Consider the following 15,171-nt stretch of genomic DNA (forward strand, 5'->3'; position numbering starts at 1 on the left):
AATTGACGGTTCGGCGGTGACGCCCCTACGGCCCGTAAGCTAGATTCACCTTCTGGCGAAGTGACTCGCCGGGGTGTTTCCGCGGGAGTCGTGCGTTTGGGTAAAGGCAGGGCGAGACACGGGGGGACGGCCAAGGCCGGACCGACCGCGCCCGCGGCCTCGCGGGCGGAGCGTATGCGCGCGCCGTCTCAGACCTTCGCCCGCATCGCGATCCTGTCGGCCCTTCTGCTTCTGGCGGTCTATACGGCCTTTGGTCTCAAGCGCATTCAGGATCAGAGCCGCGCGCAGCCAAGCGCGCCCTCCCTGGCCGCGAAGGCCGGGCTGATCGCCGGGCGCGTCGAGACGAACCTGGCCGCGCAGCGAGCGGGCCTTTCGGCCGCCGCCGATCTGCTGGCCCGCGATCCTGACTCCACCGCAGACGCAGCCCAGATCGCTCTGCGCGCCGCGGGCGGCGAAGCCGTCGCCGTCGCCGTGGTGGCGCCCACTGGAATTCTGGCCGTGGCCGGTCGCGATGATAGAGCAGACTGGAAAGCGGCCGCGCGCGCCGCCGAGGCGTCGGGCCGGACGGTCTGGACCGGCTCGGTGGGCGCCTCGGGCCGTCTCTATGTCGCGACGTTGGCGTCCCTGGGCCAAAGCCGCGCCTTCCTGATCGCCAGCGGCGACGCCGCTCGCCTGGTCGAGGAGCCTTCCCCCGGCGAAAGCAACGCCCTGGCCCTCCCCGACGGCTCCCTGATCGTCGCCCGCGGCGGCGGCGCTCAGGGCGCGACGGCCCTGGGGCAGGCTTTCGCGCTGAAGCCGGCGGACCTGCGGCGCGCCGCCAGCGGCCTGCAAGGTCGCGCGCTCGACGGCGAGCCCCTCGATCTCGCGGTCAGGCCGGTGGCCGAAGGCGCGCTGGCGGTCCTGTCGGCGGCGCCCAGCACAGGTGACGACATCGCCGCCAACAACGCCCTTGGCCTCCTGATCCCGCTGGCCGCCGGGATCGCTCTAGCGTTGCTGCTGGTGGTCCAGAGCCGCAGATCCGAGGCCGCCCAGCGCGAATTCATCGACAGCGAACAGCGCTTCCGCCTGGCGGTCGAAGCGGCCCGCTGCGGCATCTGGGAATGGGACCTGAACGCGGATGAAGTGTTCCTGTCGGACGTGACCGGCGTCATGTTCGGCTGGGGCGGAGGCGGCGTCGTCTCAGGCCAGGACCTCTTGGACCGCATCGCGCCGGACCACCGCGATCGACTGCGCAAGGCCCTGGCCAACGCCGCGATGTACGGCGCGTTCGACGTCTCGTTCCGCGTGCCCTCCACGGGGCAGGGTCAACGCTCGCTCTGGATCGACGCCCGGGGCCAAGGCTTTGGCAAGGCAGACGCGGACGGCTATGCCCGCATCATCGGGGTCGCTTTGGACGTCACCGAGGAGCGGGTCGCCCAAGCCCGCGCCCAAGCCGCCGAGAACCGTTTGCGCGACGCCATTGAAAGCGTTTCCGAGGCCTTCGTCCTTTGGGACCGCTATGGACGGCTGCTGATGTGCAATCGCAACTATCGCAACGTCTTCTCCCTCGATCCCAAGCTCCTGAAGCCGGGCGCCGCGCGCGCCGAAATCAATCGCCACGCCGCGCTCGCCATCAAGCAGGATCATTCGACGCCCGCCGACGCCAAGGGGGTGCGCGAGGCCGAGCTGAAGGACGGTCGCTGGATCCAGATCAGCGAGCGACGCACCGCCGAGGGCGGTCTTGTCATGACCGCCTCGGACATCACCGCGATCAAGAACCAGGAAGAGACGCGTCGCCTCAACGAGGAGCAGCTGCAAAACGCCGTGGCCGGCCTCGAGCGCAGCCAGGAGCAGCTCGCCGAACTGGCTCGCAAGTACGAGACCGAGAAGGTCAGGGCGGAAGGCGCCAACAGAGCCAAAAGCGAGTTCCTCGCCAATATGTCCCACGAGCTGCGGACGCCGCTGAACGCCATCAACGGCTTCTCCGAGATCATGATGAACGAGATGTTCGGCCCGCTGGGCGACGAACGCTACAAGGGCTACAGCCAGGACATCCACTCGTCGGGCCAGCACCTGCTGGCCCTGATCAACGACATCCTCGACATGTCGAAGATTGAGGCCGGCAAGATGAATCTGAAGTTCGAGCCCATGCACCTGGAAGACGTCGCCGAGGACGCCGTCCGCCTGGTGCGCAACCGCGCCGAGGCCGCAGGCCTGAACCTCAGCATCGACTTCCCGCCCCTGCCCGAGATCGAGGCCGATTATAGGGCCATCAAGCAGGTGCTGCTGAACCTGTTGTCCAACGCCATCAAGTTCACGCCGCGAGCAGGCAGCGTCACCCTGACCGCCGAGATCCGACGCGATCCCTTTGGCGACATGGTCCGGGTGTCGGTAGCCGACACCGGCATCGGCATCGCCAAGGAGGATCTCGCCCGCCTGGCGCGTCCGTTCGAACAGGTGGAAAGCCAGTTCTCCAAGACCACCCAGGGCACGGGCCTTGGCCTGGCGCTGACCAAGTCTCTGATCAGCATGCATGAGGGCGTGCTGGACATGGCGTCCACGCCGGGCGAGGGCACGACGGTCAGCTTCGCCCTGCCGATCCGCCAAAGTGAGCACGGCATCGCGCGAGACTTCGCGGCGGCCTGACCAGGCGAGTTGAATATTACTTTCAATTCATAAGCTTAATTCGACGTCATGACGCCGTCGTAACGGGTGTTTCGCAGGCCCCGCGACTACACCTGCTCTCAACGAACCGCCGCCGGCGGCCACATCGAAGAGAGAGAGGGACACCGTCATGAGCAAGATCGTCAACCGTATCGCCGCCATCGCCGCCCTGGCTCTGGCCGCCACCCCGATCATCGGCCTGACCGCCGCCCATGCCGGCGAGACCAACGCCCCCATCGCCCGGATCAAGGTCGGCGACCTGAACCTTTCGAACCCGGCCGACGCCAGCGAGTTCGCCGATCGCGCTCGCTCGGCGGGACAGCGCGCCTGTAGCGGCCTCCGAGGCCTGTCGATGCGCGCCTGTCTGATGGACTTCAACGAAGACCTTCGTGACGCCCTCAGCGAGCGGCAGGTCACCGAGCTGCGCATGGCGCAGCGCGCCGGCGCCAACATCAAGCTGGCGACGAACTAGAGCATTTTCCGCAGCCAGGCCGCGACCGCCCAGGCGTGGGCGTCGTGGCGCAGAGCGACCACGGCGTCGCGCGGATCCAGCCAGGCCAGCGCGTGATCGTCCTCGACCTTCAAGGCGGGATCGTCGCCCAGCAATTTGACGACATAGACCCCGCCATGATTGCGGACAGGCTGTCCATCGGACTTGAGGAAGTGCTGCGAGACGGTGTCGATCAGGCGGACGGCCTCGACGACAAGGCCCGTCTCCTCGCCAAACTCGCGGGCGACGGCCTGCTCTTCAGTCTCATCGCCGTCAACGGCCCCACCCGGCAGGTCGAAGTACGGCGCCTTGCCGGGCTTGGTCACCTGGGCCAGGGCGATCTGGCCCAGCGCGTTCTCGGCCACGCCGAACGCCGCCCGGCGGTCTAGATAGGACACCCCAGGCAGGGGCGCACCGAACCTCAGCACGTCGCTAGTCCTTGCCGTAGAGATCGAGCCACGGGTCGGCCTTGCCGGACTCGACATCGCCCACACTGATCTCCGGACGATAGCCGATCTTGCCATTGGCGCTTTCACGCCAGGCGTCGACCACGAGGTCACGTAGAGCGGTCGCGCCCGCCGCCACACGAGTCTGCACAAACGCCTTGGCGCGAGGATCGGTGTCGACCAGGCCGCCAGCCTTCTCCAACTGGTAGAGGGGCTCGACCTGTTTCCAGGTCTCGGTGAGATAGCCGACGACCCGCGTCTCGATCGAACACTCACAAGGCTTATAGGCCGGCACCAACGCCTTGATGGACGCCTCATCGGCCAAAGCCTTGGTCAGCGGTCCCTCGAACTGGCCGTGGATCGCGCGCGACTGGGTGTAGCCGTTGGGGTTCGGATAGTCGCCCCAGCCATTGTAGTGCACGGACAGGTGCAGGGGCTGGCTGGCGTCGCCGACATAGTGCGCCCAGACTCCCAGGTCGCGCAGCAAGAGTTCCTCGCGACGCTTCAGGTCAGCCTTGTAGTAGGCCAGACGGGTCGGATCCTTCTCCAGCTTCAAGGCGGCGGTCAGAACCCGCCAGTAGGTGAAGTCCTTCACCAGCTGCTGGTAGCCGTCGATGATCGCATACGGCAGATAGCCGGCCTTCCAGCTGTCGACGCCGACGGCCTGCAGCGCCTTTTCGTAGTCGGCGCGGGTCGGCGGCAGGGTCGCCACGGTAAAGGCCGGACCGCCGAACATCTTCCCCTCGTCGTCGACGTCGAGGAAGTGGGCGGAGTCGCGATTATGGTCGTGGATCTTGCCAGACCCCTTCCAGCGGTCCGGCTCACGGGCGTACTCGCCGATCGCGGCCACGGCCCGAGGCGTGCGCAGGAAAGCCGGCACGTCGGCGGGCAGCGTCGAGGCGGCGGCGACGCCGACGACCCGGTGGCCCGAAGCCCCCCAGGCGAGCGCCGATTGAGCGGGGGCGGACACCGCGACGGCCAGGGCGAGGACTTTCAGGCTGATCGACAGACGCAAGGGACGGAACTCCAGATCAGATAATGCCAAGCGCAGCTTCGATCCGCCCAACCCAGGCCTTCGCGGCCGGATAGAGCGCAAGGTCGACCCCGCTCTCGTGCGCCAAGCGGGTTTAAGCCACCAGGGCGATATCCGCCAGGGCGGCCTGCCTTGCGATCAGAAAAGGGGTTTTTCGCCGCCGATCGAGTCGCCGGAAATGCGCGCGCCCATGACGGTTATCCCTCTTGAAGTCGTCAAAGGACCGAAAATCGGCAGGAAGAGGCCAGATTTTAAATCGCTGAATCCATGCCTGTTTTTCGCCCATCGGGCGAACCCGCACCCGCCCTGCGCGGGCTCAAGGGTTGTCACGGAGCTGTGATCGGACTATCCAGACCCTCGCCCGACAGACACGCCGATAAGAGGACCCCCTCGATGCGACGCAAGCTCGCCGGAATTTTGGCCACTGCGGTCATCTCCGCATTCGCCGCTCCCGCCCTCGCCAACGCCGCTCCGAACCAGGACTCCGCGTCCGCCGAGACACCGCGCGGCGATCCGCTGGGCGAGCTGATCAGCACCGCCTTAGGCGGCGGCGCCCTGCCCGGCTCGGTCGAGTACAAGATGCGGGCGACCATGTACCACGCCGGCGCCAAGGGCATCCGAGCCTTTGACTCGCTGGGCTGCAAGGTCGCCGCCATGCGCACCGTCGCGGTCGATCCCAAGGTGATCCCGCGCCGCACGGTCCTCTTCATCAAGGAAACCGTCGGCCTGCCGATGCCGGACGGCGGCAAGCACGACGGCTACTGGTACGCTTCTGATATCGGCGGGGCGATCAAGGGCCTGAAGCTTGACCTTTTCAGCGGCGTTGGCGCCGCCTCGATGAAGACCCTGCGGAGCATCGACCTGTCCAGCCTGTCGGTCAGCAAGGTCGGCGAGTTCAAGGGCTGCCCGCCGCAATAGCACTTGCCGTCCGCCGTCGTCGCGCGGACTGGAATTGATGCCCGAACTCGGCTTGGATCCCCCTCTACCGCTGAGATGAGCGGTTTGGGGATCACCATGCGAAATCTGTCCGTCAGCGTTCTGGCCTTGGCCATCAGCGCCGCGCTCGCGACAACGCCGGCGCGCGCCGCTGACGACCTTCCGCGCCTGAAGGCTCGCGCGGCTGCGGTCTCGATCACCCGCGACGACTGGGGTATCGCCCACATCCACGGCAAGATCGACGCCGATGCGGTGTTCGGCATGGCCTACGCCCAGGCCGAGGATGACTTCAACCGCGTCGAGACCAACTTCAAGACCGCGCTTGGCCGCACGGCCGAGGCGGAGGGCGAAAAGGCGATCTGGGCGGACCTGCGCCAGAAGCTATTCATCGACCCGGTCGTGCTGAAGGCCGACTACGCCAAAAGCCCCGCCTGGCTAAAGGCGCTGATGAACGGCTGGGCCGACGGCCTGAACTACTATCTGGCGACCCACCCGACCGTGAAGCCCAGGGTCATCACCCGCTTCGAGCCCTGGATGGCGCTCAGCTTCTCGGAAGGCAGCATCGGCGGCGACATCGAGCGCGTGGCCCTGACCCAGCTGGAAAGCTTCTACGGCCAGCGCCAGCTGGCGATGACCGCCGACGAGAAGGGCTTGCTGTTCAAGGAACCCAAGGGTTCGAACGGAATCGCCATCGCGCCGAAGAACACGCTGGAAGGTCACGCCATGCTGCTGATCAACCCGCACACCAGCTTCTTCTTCCGCTCGGAGATGCAGGTCTCGTCCGACCAAGGCCTCAACGCCTATGGCGCGACCACCTGGGGGCAGTTCTTCATCTACCAGGGCTTCAACGCCAAAGCCGGCTGGATGCACACCTCCAGCGGCGTCGACGTGGTCGACGAGTTCGCCGAGACGATCGTCGAGAAGGATGGCCAGCGCTTCTACAAATACGGCCAGGCGCTCCGCCCCTTGAAGACCGAGGTGATCACGATCCCCTACCGCGCCGCCGACGGGTCGATGGCCGAAAAACGCTTCACCGTCTTCAAGACCCACCGCGGTCCGATCGTCCGCGAGGCCGATGGCAAGTGGATCAGCATCGCCCTGATGAACAAGCCGGTGGAAGCCCTGCAGCAGTCGTTCCTGCGCACCAAGGCCACGGACCTGAAGAGCTTCATGAAGGTGGCGGAGCTGAAGGCCAACTCGTCGAACAACACCCTGTTCGCCGATAGCAAGGGCCAGATCGCCTATCTGCATCCGCAGTTCATTCCGGTCCGCGACGACCGCTTCGACTACACCAAGCCCGTGGACGGCTCCGATCCCGCGACGGACTGGAAGGGCCTGACGCCGCTCGCCAAGACGCCCCAGGCGGTGAATCCGCCGACCGGCTGGGCCTTCAACACCAACAACTGGCCCTGGACCGCCGCCGGCCCCTACAGCCCCAAGAAGGCGGACTTCCCGAAGTACATGGACACCTTCGGCGAGAACCCGCGCGGCCTCCACGCCGAGCTGGTGCTCAAGGACGTGAAGAACCTCACCCTGGGCGGCCTGATCGAGAAGGCCTATGACCCTTACCTGACTGCCTTCGCGCGGCTGATCCCGACGCTGGAGGCGGCCTACGCCGCCACGCCGGACAGCGACCCGCTGAAGGCCAAGCTCACCGAGCAGGTTAAGGCGCTCAGCGCCTGGGACCGCAAGTGGTCCACCCGGTCGACCGAGACCTCCCTAGCGGTGTTCTGGGGCGAGGCCACGTGGGCCAAGGCCGCGCCGGCGGCCAAGGCGCAGGGGCTCAACACCTATGACTATATGGCCGACAAGCTGACGCCGGCCGAAAAGCTGGCGGCCCTGGCCGAAGCGTCCGATCGCCTGACCGCCGACTTCGGCTCGTGGAAGACGCCGTGGGGCGAGATCAACCGCTTCCAGCGGAATGACGGCGCGATCGTCCAAAAGTTCGATGACACAAAGCCCAGCATCCCCGTGCCCTTCACCTCGGCCCAATGGGGCTCGCTGGCCTCGTTCGGCGCCAAGCGCTGGCCGGGGACCAAGAAATACTACGGCACGCTGGGCAATAGCTTTGTCGCGGTCGTGCAGTTCGGCGACAAGGTCCGCGCCCGCGCCATCTCGGCCGGCGGTGAAAGCGGAGATCCGTCCTCGCCGCATTTCAACGACCAGGCGCCGCGCTACGCGAACTGGAACCTGCGGGACGTCTATTTCTATCCCGAGGACGTGAAGAAGCACGCGGTGAAGACGTACCGGCCGGGGGAGGATTAGGCCTCTAAATATCCCCGCCCACGTTCGGCGCCACGCCCGGCGCGCGGGCGACGTGGATGCCGCACTCGGTCTTTTCCTGCCCGGCCCAACGGCCCGACCGGCCATCCTCTGACGGTTGGGTGCAAGGCCAGCAGCCAATCGAGGCGAAGCCCTGGGCGACCAAGGGATGAGCTGGCAGCTGATGCTCGGCGACATAGGCGTCGAGCTCAGCCTTGCCCCAGTTGGCCAGCGGGTTGAACTTGACCTTGCCGTCGGCGGCCTCGACCACCGGCAGGCTCAAGCGGTCGCCGCCATGGAAGCGTTTGCGACCCGTGATCCAGGCGTCGAAGCCGCCCAGGGCGCGGTCCAGAGGTAGCACTTTGCGGATGTTGCAGCAGGCGTCGACGCTGGTGCGCCAAAGGTCCGAGCCCGGATCCTGGGTGGCGAGATCGGCATAGGCCGGACGCAGGTCGCGCACGTCGGTCAGGCCGAGCTGAGCGGCCAGGGTCTTACGGTAGTCCAGCGTCTGGCCAAACAGCATGCCGGTGTCGAGGAACAGGACCGGAATGCTGGGGGAAACCTGGGAAGCCAGATGCAGCAGCACGGCCGATTCCGCGCCGAACGACGAGACCAGCGCCAGACGCGAGCCGAACTGGTCATGGGCCGCGCGCAGCACGGTGGCCGGATGAGCCTCTCGCAGTTCGGCGTCCAGCCGCGCGGCGAGCCCGGCGGCGGTCCCTCCGCTCTCGTCATAGGCCATCAGGAGGCCCTTTCCTCGAACGCCACGGCGCGCGCGTCGGCGGCGCGCTGATAGACGTGGCGGAAGCGTTGGGCGGCCTGGCTCCAGGCCTCGGGCGTCGCGCCGTCGGCCGGCTCGAACGCGTCGAAACCGCAGCGAACCATGAAGCCCGCCTGCTCGCGCAGGACGTCTCCCACGGCCCGAACCTGGCCCTGATAGCCGAACCGCTCGCGCAGCAGGCGGGCCGAGGTGTAGGCGCGGCCGTCGCGATACTTCGGAAAGGCCAGGGCGACCACCGCCAGACGCGGCAGGTCATAGGCCAGCCCCTCGACCTCCTGATCGGGCTCGATCCGTACACCGACCCGGCGGCTGTTTGAGGCCAGCAGGGCGTCGCCCTCAGCCTCGAAGCGCGCCAGTGTCAGGATCACATCGCCCGTTTCCGGGATCGCGTCCTCATCGGCGACGAAAACGAACGCGTCCTCGGCCCAACGGGCTTCGTTCTCAACGAGCTCAATCAGCTTGGGCATAGACAGCCTCCTTGAAGGGCTCGAGGCCGACGCGGCGATAGGTGTCGAGGAAGCGCTCGCCGTCGCTGCGGACAGCGAGATAGGCGCCGACCAGTTGATCGACGGCCGTGGCGACCTTGTCCGCGGGAAGCGCCGGACCCAGGATCTTGCCGATCGAGGCGTCTTCCGCGCCCGAACCGCCCAGCGACAGCTGGTAGAATTCCTCGCCCTTCTTATCGACGCCCAGGATGCCGATGTGCGCCACGTGATGGTGGCCGCAGGCGTTGATGCAGCCGCTGATCTTGATCTTCAGTTCGCCGACCTGCTCGGCGCGATCGAGATCGGCGAACTGGCGGGCGATGTCCTGAGCGATCGGGATCGCGCGGGCGTTGGCGAGAGCGCAGTAGTCAAGGCCCGGGCAGGCGATGATGTCGCTGACTAGGTCGATGTTGGGCGTGGCCAGATTGGCCGCCTGCAGCGCCGCGAACACGGTCGGCAGGTCGTCCAGCTTGATGTGCGGCAGGACGAGGTTCTGGGCGTGGGTCACGCGCAGGTCGTTGAAGCCATAGCGCTCGGCCAGATCCGCCACGACATCCAGCTGGTCCGCCGAGGCGTCGCCCGGCGTCTGCTCCTGGGCCTTCAGCGAGATCTCGACGATCGCATAGCCCGGCTGCTTGTGGGCGCGAACATTGTTGCGAACGAAGCGCGCGAAGGCCGGATCGTGCGCCTTCGCCGTCTCGAACGCTTCCGAGCGCGCCGGCAGGGCCTCGAACGGGGTCTTGGCGAAGGCGGCGCGGATGCGGGCCAGCTCGGCGGGCGGCAGGTCGGCGCGCACGGCGTCGATCTTGCTCCACTCTTCCTCGACCTGGCGGGCGAACTCCTCGGCGCCCAGGGCGGCGACCAGGATCTTGATCCGGGCCTTGTAGATGTTGTCGCGGCGACCGTGGCGGTTGTAGACGCGCAGGATCGCTTCCAGATAGCTCAGCAGACGGTCGGTCGGCAGGAACTCTTTGATGGTCGGGCCGACATAGGGCGTGCGCCCCTGGCCGCCGCCGACGATCACCTCAAAGCCAAGCTGGCCATCGCGACCCTGGCGCAGCAAAAGGCCGATGTCGTGCACCTTGGCCGCCGTGCGGTCCTTGGCCGAGGCGGTGATGGCGATCTTGAACTTGCGCGGCAGGAACGAGAATTCCGGGTGCAGGGTCGACCACTGGCGGATCACCTCGCACCAGACGCGCGGGTCGTCGACCTCCTCGGCCGTGGCCCCGGCATAGGGGTCGGACGTGGTGTTGCGGATGCAGTTGCCGCTGGTCTGGATGGCGTGTAGATCAACGTCGGCCAGCTTGTCGAGGATCTCCGGCGCGTCCTTCAGCTTGATCCAGTTGAACTGGATGTTCTGGCGCGTGGTGAAGTGGCCATAGCCCTTGTCGTAGTCGCGCGCGATCTGCGCCAGGCGCCGCGCCTGGGTCGCGTTCAGCGAGCCGTACGGGATCGCCACCCGCAGCATGTAGGCGTGCAGTTGCAGATAAAGACCGTTCATCAGCCGCAGCGGCTTGAACTGGTCCTCGGTCAGCTCGCCGGACAGGCGGCGGGCAACCTGCCCCCGGAACTCGGCCGAACGGTCAGCCAGGAATTCCTTGTCGATGAGATCGTACTGGTACATGCCGCCCTACTTCCTGCGGATCAGATCGACACGGCCGGTCGAGCGCGCCGAGCCGGCGGCGTGACGTAGCGCCTCGATGACATCGCCGCCTTCGGCCTGTTTGCCGTGCGTGGGTTCGTTAGTCGGGCCCAGCGCCCGGATGCGCTCGCGATAGCTGAGCGGCGCCCAGCGACCGTCGGACTGGACAAGGTCGATCGGATAGACGTCGACCACCACAGTAGGCTGGCCCTTGCCCGTAGCGACGGCGGCCTCGACATCGGCGGCGTGATGATCGTCGAACAGCTGAGCGTCGCCGAAGCGGTCCACCCACTGGCCCGACGTCCAGAACACGACCTCGCCGTCGATCAGGCGGTTGGCGGTGATCGCTTTCACTTGAACTCTCCTCCCCTGCGAAGCGCCGCCTCCAGCGCTTCCCGGTCCCCCGCCCCCGCAAGCGAGGGAGGAGATTGAACTTCAGCCATGGCCATCGCTTCGCCGACCATCAGCAGCGCAGGGCCTTTCACACCCTCAGCGGCTTCGGCCAGGCCCGACAGCGTCGTCAGGACCCGACGCTCGTCGGCGCGGCTGGCGCTCTCGACGATCAGGGCGGGAGTCGAGCCCGCGCGGCCGGCGGCCACCAAGCGCGCGGCGATCAGGCCGGCGGTCGACACGCCCATATAGACGACGACCGTCTGGTTCGGACGCGCCAGCGAAGCCCAGTCCAGGTCCGGCTCGCCATGGGCGGCGTGGCCGGTGACGAAGGTGACCGCCTGAGCGCTGCCCCGGTGGGTCAGAGGCGCGCCGGCGCCGGCGCTGGCGGCCAGGGCGGCAGTGACGCCCGGCACCACATGACACTCGACGCCAGCCTCGCGGCAGGCGGCCAGCTCCTCGCCGCCGCGTCCGAACAGGAAGGGATCGCCACCCTTCAGACGCACGACGGTCAGGCCATCCAGGGCCAGGGCCACGATCAGTTGGTTGATGTCGTCCTGCGGCAAGGTGTGGCGCGACTTGCGCTTGGCGACGTTGATCCGCCGGGCGCGGCTGGGCGCCAGATCCAGGATTTCTTCGGAGACCAAGCCGTCATGCACCACGACGTCGGCGGCGCGCAGGGCATTGAAGGCGCGGAAGGTCAGGAGGTCTGGATCGCCAGGGCCAGCCCCGACTAGCCACACCGCGCCCAAAGCGCGTTGCGCGCGGGTCCCGCCGATCACGACGAGGCCAGGCTTCCTGCTTCGGGCCGGCGGGCGGGCCATGGGCTTTAGAACCTCTATCAACGCGCTTGGAATAAGACGGTGGAACGCAAGACGGGGCCGCCCTAAGGACGACCCCGGCCAAAACCTTGAAAATTAGTGGGGTGACCTTGGCGGCCACCCCACGATGTGCGCTGACGAAAAGGGCCAATCCGCCAGCGAACGCTTGCAAACTGGCCGCGAAGAGGCCAATTCGCAAACAAGGACTTCTGCCGGGGCGTTCAGTAAAACTATGGAAAGACCCAACGAGCGCCGCCGCCTTCCGCCTCTGAACGCCCTGCGCGCGTTCGAAGCGGCCGCGCGGCACCTGAACTTCAGCCGCGCCGCAGACGAGCTATCGGTGACGCCGGGCGCGGTCAGCCAGCAGATCCAGAATCTGGAAGACTATGTCGGCGCAGCCCTGTTCAAGCGCACGCCCAAGGGCCTGTTGCTGACCGACGCCGCCCAGACCGCCCTGCCCGCCTTACGCGAAGCTTTCGACCGCCTGGCCGAGGCCGCGTCCCTGCTCACCGCCGCCGTGGACGGGCGCCGCCTCACCCTCACCGCCGCGCCCTCCTTCGCCGCCAAGTGGCTGGTGCCGCGCTTGGGCAAGTTCGAGCGGGCCCATCCGCAGGTCGACGTCTGGCTGTCGGCCGGCATGGAGGTCGTCGACTTCGCCACTGGCGAGGTCGACATGGCGATCCGCTACGGCTCAGGTCGCTATCCGGGCCTGGAGGTCATCCGCCTGATGCAGGAGTCCGTGGTCCCGGTCGCCAGCCCTGAACTGCTGGAACAGAACGCCCTAGAGCGCCCTGAGGACTTGCAACATCACATCCTGCTGCACGACGGCTCGCCAGACGCGGACGACAGCTGCCCGGACTGGGCGATGTGGCTGGCGGCACGCGGGATCAGGGGCGTCGATGGCGCGCGCGGGCCCCGTTTCAACCAATCCAGCCTGGTGATCGAAGCCGCCGCCAACGGTCGCGGCATCGCCCTGGCCAAGCGCACCCTGGCCCAGGCCGACCTCGATTCTGGCCGCCTGGTCATCCCGTTCGAGGCCTCGACGGCAGTGGACTTCGCCTACTACGTCGTCCACCCAAAGGCCAAGGGCCGCCTGCCGCAGGTCAAGGCGTTCGTGAACTGGCTGAAGACCGAGGCCGAGGCCCACGAGGCGGCGCTGCGCACCCTCGACAACGGCGCGGGGATTTAACGCCGCGTGGTCTGGTTTCTGTCGCCGGAAACCGCTTAAAGGGGCCCATGAAAATCACGACTCTTAACGTCGACGAGCATCTCGCTCCCGCCGACTGCCAGACCATGGCCGATGTGCGTCAGGGCGTGGACGCCCTGGACCGGGCCCTGGTCCAACTCCTGACCGAGCGTCAGGCGTTCATGGACGCGGCCGCGCGCATCAAGGCTGACCGCTCGAAGGTTTTCGACCGCGCGCGGATCGAGGACGTGGTCGACAAGGTTAAGGTCGCAGCCCGTGCGTCAGGTCTATCCGAGGCCATCGCCGAGCCCGTCTGGCGCACCTTGATCGACCGCTGCATCGCCTACGAATACGACAGCTGGGACCGGACGCGGGGCTCGTAGAGACCTGTCATCCCGGGCGAAGCGCAGCGCAGACCCGGGACCTTGGAAAGCTCAGCGCTTGCGTCGATCCCGGCTCGGCGCGCTACGCGCTTGGCCGGGATGACAGCGTCGGAGGCTAGTTCCCGTCGATCATCCGGCCCAGGCCGCCCAGGATCGAGCCTTCGCCTTGGTTGCCACCCTGGTGATTGGCGGCCTGCAGCATGCGGCCGGCCAAGCGGGCGAATGGCAGCGATTGAATCCAGACCTTCCCCGGACCGCGCAGGCGGGCGAAGAACAGGCCTTCGCCGCCGAACAGCACGCTCTTTACGCCGCCAGCCATGACCAGATCGAAGTCCACGTCCGGCGTATAGGCCGCCACGCAGCCCGTATCGATGTGCAACTCCTCGCCCGGCGCCAGTTCGCGCTCGATCAGGGTGCCGCCCATCTGCACGAAGGCCCAGCCGTCGCCTTCCAGGCGCTGCATGATGAAGCCTTCGCCGCCGAACAGGCCGGTCATGACTCGCTTCTGGAAGTGCAGCCCGATCGACACGCCGCGCGCGGCGGCCAGGAAGCTGTCCTTCTGGCAGATCAACGTCCCGCCAAGCTCACCCAGGTTCAGCGGCAGGATCGTGCCGGGCGTGGGCGAGGCGAACGCCACGCGGGCCTTGCCCGTTCCCGTATGCGTGAAGACGGTCGTGAACAGGCTTTCGCCCGTCACTAGGCGCTTGCCGGCGCCCAGTAGCTTGCCCATGAAGCCGCCGCCCTGGTCGGCCGAGCCGTCGCCGAACACGGTCGTCATCTGGACGCTGGCGTCCTTCCAGACGAAGGCGCCGGCTTCCGCGACGGCGCTCTCTCCGGGGTCCAACTCGATCTCAACGAACTGGAGGTCCTCGCCCTTGATCTCGAAATCAATGTCGTCAGCAACGCCGGCGTTGCGCTGATGGCTCCAGGGGCTGGGGGGCATGGACGTCTCCTCGTGTCTTGGACCGCCGTTCTAGCCACACAGTGGCCTCGGCGCCAATTACAGCTGGGTCAGATTTCCTAGCCCTTCAAGGCGCGCAGCGCGCGTTCATGCGCATAGGCGGCGATATCCATAAGCGCGACGTCCAGAGCCGTCCTGACGGCGTTCAGGCCCACCTGCCCCGCCTCGCAGCGCTCACAGACCTCTCCGAGCTCAAAGGCCCCCACCCCCGCGCCGCGCCCTTCACCGTATGGACCGCGTCCTTCCATCCCGGATGGGCCGGATCCAGCATGGGCGTCCACAGCGCGGCCTGTTCGCGGAACAGCACCAGGACTTCGTCGATCACCGTGGAATCCCCCGCAGCGAACCCTTCCAGGTAAGCGAAATCCACGGCTCCGCTAATATCTCGTCTGGCCATGAAAAAAGCCCTTGCGCTCCCAAAATCATTGCGTATGTTCCGCGCCTCGCCGCCGGGGCTCGCAAGTGCTTCGGAACCGCGAATGGGTGTATAGCTCAGTTGGTAGAGCAGCTGACTCTTAATCAGCGGGTCCAAGGTTCGAATCCTTGTACACCCACCATTCTCCGTAAGGAGATCCAGGCTTCCGCTGAGGCCGATCCGGGGCGCTGCCCCTGAAACTCCCCTGAATTCTTCTTGAAGAGCTGCCGGTTGCGACTCCATCGCAGGGTCTGACAACTTCGCGCATCCGCTGCGCCATGAGTTAATATTGCCGCT

At 66.9% G+C, this 15,171-nt stretch carries 14 protein-coding genes, 1 tRNA gene and 1 pseudogene; 7 read left to right on the forward strand and 9 right to left on the reverse strand.

All coding sequences use genetic code 11. The features are described 5' to 3' along the window. The first annotated feature begins 96 nt into the window (after nt 1-96). Together CSW59_RS02855 and CSW59_RS02860 are read left to right on the forward strand one after the other, a co-directional pair. Nucleotides 97-2,625 (forward strand): ATP-binding protein, encoded by a 2,529-nt coding sequence (locus tag CSW59_RS02855; RefSeq protein ID WP_369825735.1) that lies wholly within the window; start codon nt 97-99, stop codon nt 2,623-2,625. Nucleotides 2,626-2,773: 148 nt separating this feature from the next. Then, nucleotides 2,774-3,115, forward strand: a complete 342-nt coding sequence (locus CSW59_RS02860; RefSeq protein WP_099442605.1) for a UrcA family protein — start codon at nt 2,774-2,776, stop codon at nt 3,113-3,115. Here CSW59_RS02860 and CSW59_RS02865 read toward each other — a convergent pair. Together CSW59_RS02865 and CSW59_RS02870 are read right to left on the reverse strand one after the other, a co-directional pair. Then, nucleotides 3,112-3,561, reverse strand: coding sequence for an NUDIX domain-containing protein (locus tag CSW59_RS02865; RefSeq protein ID WP_201722700.1), 450 nt, complete (start codon nt 3,559-3,561; stop codon nt 3,112-3,114). The genes CSW59_RS02860 and CSW59_RS02865 overlap by 4 nt on opposite strands. 4 nt (nt 3,562-3,565) lie before the next feature. Next, the gene (locus CSW59_RS02870; protein WP_099442607.1) at nt 3,566-4,594 is read right to left on the reverse strand and encodes a S1/P1 Nuclease; all 1,029 of its coding nucleotides are present in this window, start codon (nt 4,592-4,594) and stop codon (nt 3,566-3,568) included. Nucleotides 4,595-5,005: 411 nt separating this feature from the next. Between CSW59_RS02870 and CSW59_RS02880 the strand changes: the two genes are divergently transcribed. Further along, on the forward strand, nt 5,006-5,530 hold the full coding sequence (locus CSW59_RS02880) for a 3D domain-containing protein (RefSeq protein ID WP_099442608.1): 525 nt from the start codon (nt 5,006-5,008) through the stop codon (nt 5,528-5,530). Between the two features lie 96 nt (nt 5,531-5,626). Continuing rightward, nucleotides 5,627-7,813 (forward strand): acylase, encoded by a 2,187-nt coding sequence (locus CSW59_RS02885; RefSeq protein WP_099442683.1) that lies wholly within the window; start codon nt 5,627-5,629, stop codon nt 7,811-7,813. 4 nt (nt 7,814-7,817) lie between these two features. On the opposite strand, the gene CSW59_RS02890 is transcribed toward CSW59_RS02885, so the two are convergent. From CSW59_RS02890 to cobA, 5 genes are read right to left on the reverse strand one after another with little or no spacing between them, the layout of a single operon-like run. After that, the gene (locus CSW59_RS02890) at nt 7,818-8,552 is read right to left on the reverse strand and encodes a phosphoadenylyl-sulfate reductase (protein ID WP_099442609.1); all 735 of its coding nucleotides are present in this window, start codon (nt 8,550-8,552) and stop codon (nt 7,818-7,820) included. Continuing rightward, nucleotides 8,552-9,058 carry a DUF934 domain-containing protein gene (locus tag CSW59_RS02895; RefSeq protein WP_099442610.1) on the reverse strand — a complete coding sequence of 169 codons (507 nt, stop codon included), beginning with the start codon at nt 9,056-9,058 and terminating at the stop codon, nt 8,552-8,554. Before CSW59_RS02895 ends, CSW59_RS02890 begins: the two co-directional genes overlap by 1 nt. Beyond that, on the reverse strand, nt 9,042-10,700 hold the full coding sequence (locus tag CSW59_RS02900) for a nitrite/sulfite reductase (protein WP_099442611.1): 1,659 nt from the start codon (nt 10,698-10,700) through the stop codon (nt 9,042-9,044). Before CSW59_RS02900 ends, CSW59_RS02895 begins: the two co-directional genes overlap by 17 nt. A 6-nt stretch (nt 10,701-10,706) precedes the next feature. Continuing rightward, a complete protein-coding gene (locus CSW59_RS02905; RefSeq protein WP_099442612.1) occupies nt 10,707-11,072 on the reverse strand; it encodes a DUF2849 domain-containing protein in 366 nt (121 codons plus the stop codon). Then, nucleotides 11,069-11,932: a uroporphyrinogen-III C-methyltransferase gene (cobA, locus tag CSW59_RS02910; protein WP_099442613.1), complete on the reverse strand. Its 864-nt coding sequence runs from the start codon at nt 11,930-11,932 to the stop codon at nt 11,069-11,071. Before cobA ends, CSW59_RS02905 begins: the two co-directional genes overlap by 4 nt. 229 nt (nt 11,933-12,161) lie before the next feature. On the opposite strand from cobA, the gene gcvA reads away from it, so the two are divergent. Next, nucleotides 12,162-13,118: a transcriptional regulator GcvA gene (gene gcvA / locus CSW59_RS02915; protein ID WP_099442614.1), complete on the forward strand. Its 957-nt coding sequence runs from the start codon at nt 12,162-12,164 to the stop codon at nt 13,116-13,118. 47 nt (nt 13,119-13,165) lie between these two features. Further along, nucleotides 13,166-13,498 (forward strand): chorismate mutase, encoded by a 333-nt coding sequence (locus CSW59_RS02920; RefSeq protein WP_099442615.1) that lies wholly within the window; start codon nt 13,166-13,168, stop codon nt 13,496-13,498. 115 nt (nt 13,499-13,613) lie between these two features. On the opposite strand, the gene CSW59_RS02925 is transcribed toward CSW59_RS02920, so the two are convergent. Beyond that, nucleotides 13,614-14,441, reverse strand: a complete 828-nt coding sequence (locus CSW59_RS02925) for an AIM24 family protein (RefSeq protein ID WP_099442616.1) — start codon at nt 14,439-14,441, stop codon at nt 13,614-13,616. 77 nt (nt 14,442-14,518) lie between these two features. Next, nucleotides 14,519-14,856 (reverse strand): annotated as a pseudogene (locus CSW59_RS02930) (Hpt domain-containing protein). An 84-nt stretch (nt 14,857-14,940) separates the two neighbouring features. Here CSW59_RS02930 and CSW59_RS02935 point away from each other — a divergent pair. Next, nucleotides 14,941-15,016 (forward strand) — tRNA-Lys (locus CSW59_RS02935). The last annotated feature ends 155 nt before the right edge of the window (nt 15,017-15,171 follow it).

Origin of the sequence: Caulobacter sp. BP25, from assembly GCF_002737755.1 — a bacterium.
GTDB lineage: Bacteria > Pseudomonadota > Alphaproteobacteria > Caulobacterales > Caulobacteraceae > Caulobacter.

Excerpts from the sequence above, each read along its gene's own strand:
- gcvA (WP_099442614.1), top strand. The coding sequence starts at position 12,162 with ATGGAAAGACCCAACGAGCGCCGCCGCCTTCCGCCTCTGAACGCCCTG.
- CSW59_RS02860 (WP_099442605.1), top strand. The coding sequence starts at position 2,774 with ATGAGCAAGATCGTCAACCGTATCGCCGCCATCGCCGCCCTGGCTCTG.
- CSW59_RS02890 (WP_099442609.1), bottom strand. The coding sequence starts at position 8,552 with ATGGCCTATGACGAGAGCGGAGGGACCGCCGCCGGGCTCGCCGCGCGG.
- CSW59_RS02895 (WP_099442610.1), bottom strand. The coding sequence starts at position 9,058 with ATGCCCAAGCTGATTGAGCTCGTTGAGAACGAAGCCCGTTGGGCCGAG.
- cobA (WP_099442613.1), bottom strand. The coding sequence starts at position 11,932 with ATGGCCCGCCCGCCGGCCCGAAGCAGGAAGCCTGGCCTCGTCGTGATC.
- CSW59_RS02920 (WP_099442615.1), top strand. The coding sequence starts at position 13,166 with ATGAAAATCACGACTCTTAACGTCGACGAGCATCTCGCTCCCGCCGAC.
- CSW59_RS02885 (WP_099442683.1), top strand. The coding sequence starts at position 5,627 with ATGCGAAATCTGTCCGTCAGCGTTCTGGCCTTGGCCATCAGCGCCGCG.
- CSW59_RS02880 (WP_099442608.1), top strand. The coding sequence starts at position 5,006 with ATGCGACGCAAGCTCGCCGGAATTTTGGCCACTGCGGTCATCTCCGCA.
- CSW59_RS02925 (WP_099442616.1), bottom strand. The coding sequence starts at position 14,441 with ATGCCCCCCAGCCCCTGGAGCCATCAGCGCAACGCCGGCGTTGCTGAC.
- CSW59_RS02900 (WP_099442611.1), bottom strand. The coding sequence starts at position 10,700 with ATGTACCAGTACGATCTCATCGACAAGGAATTCCTGGCTGACCGTTCG.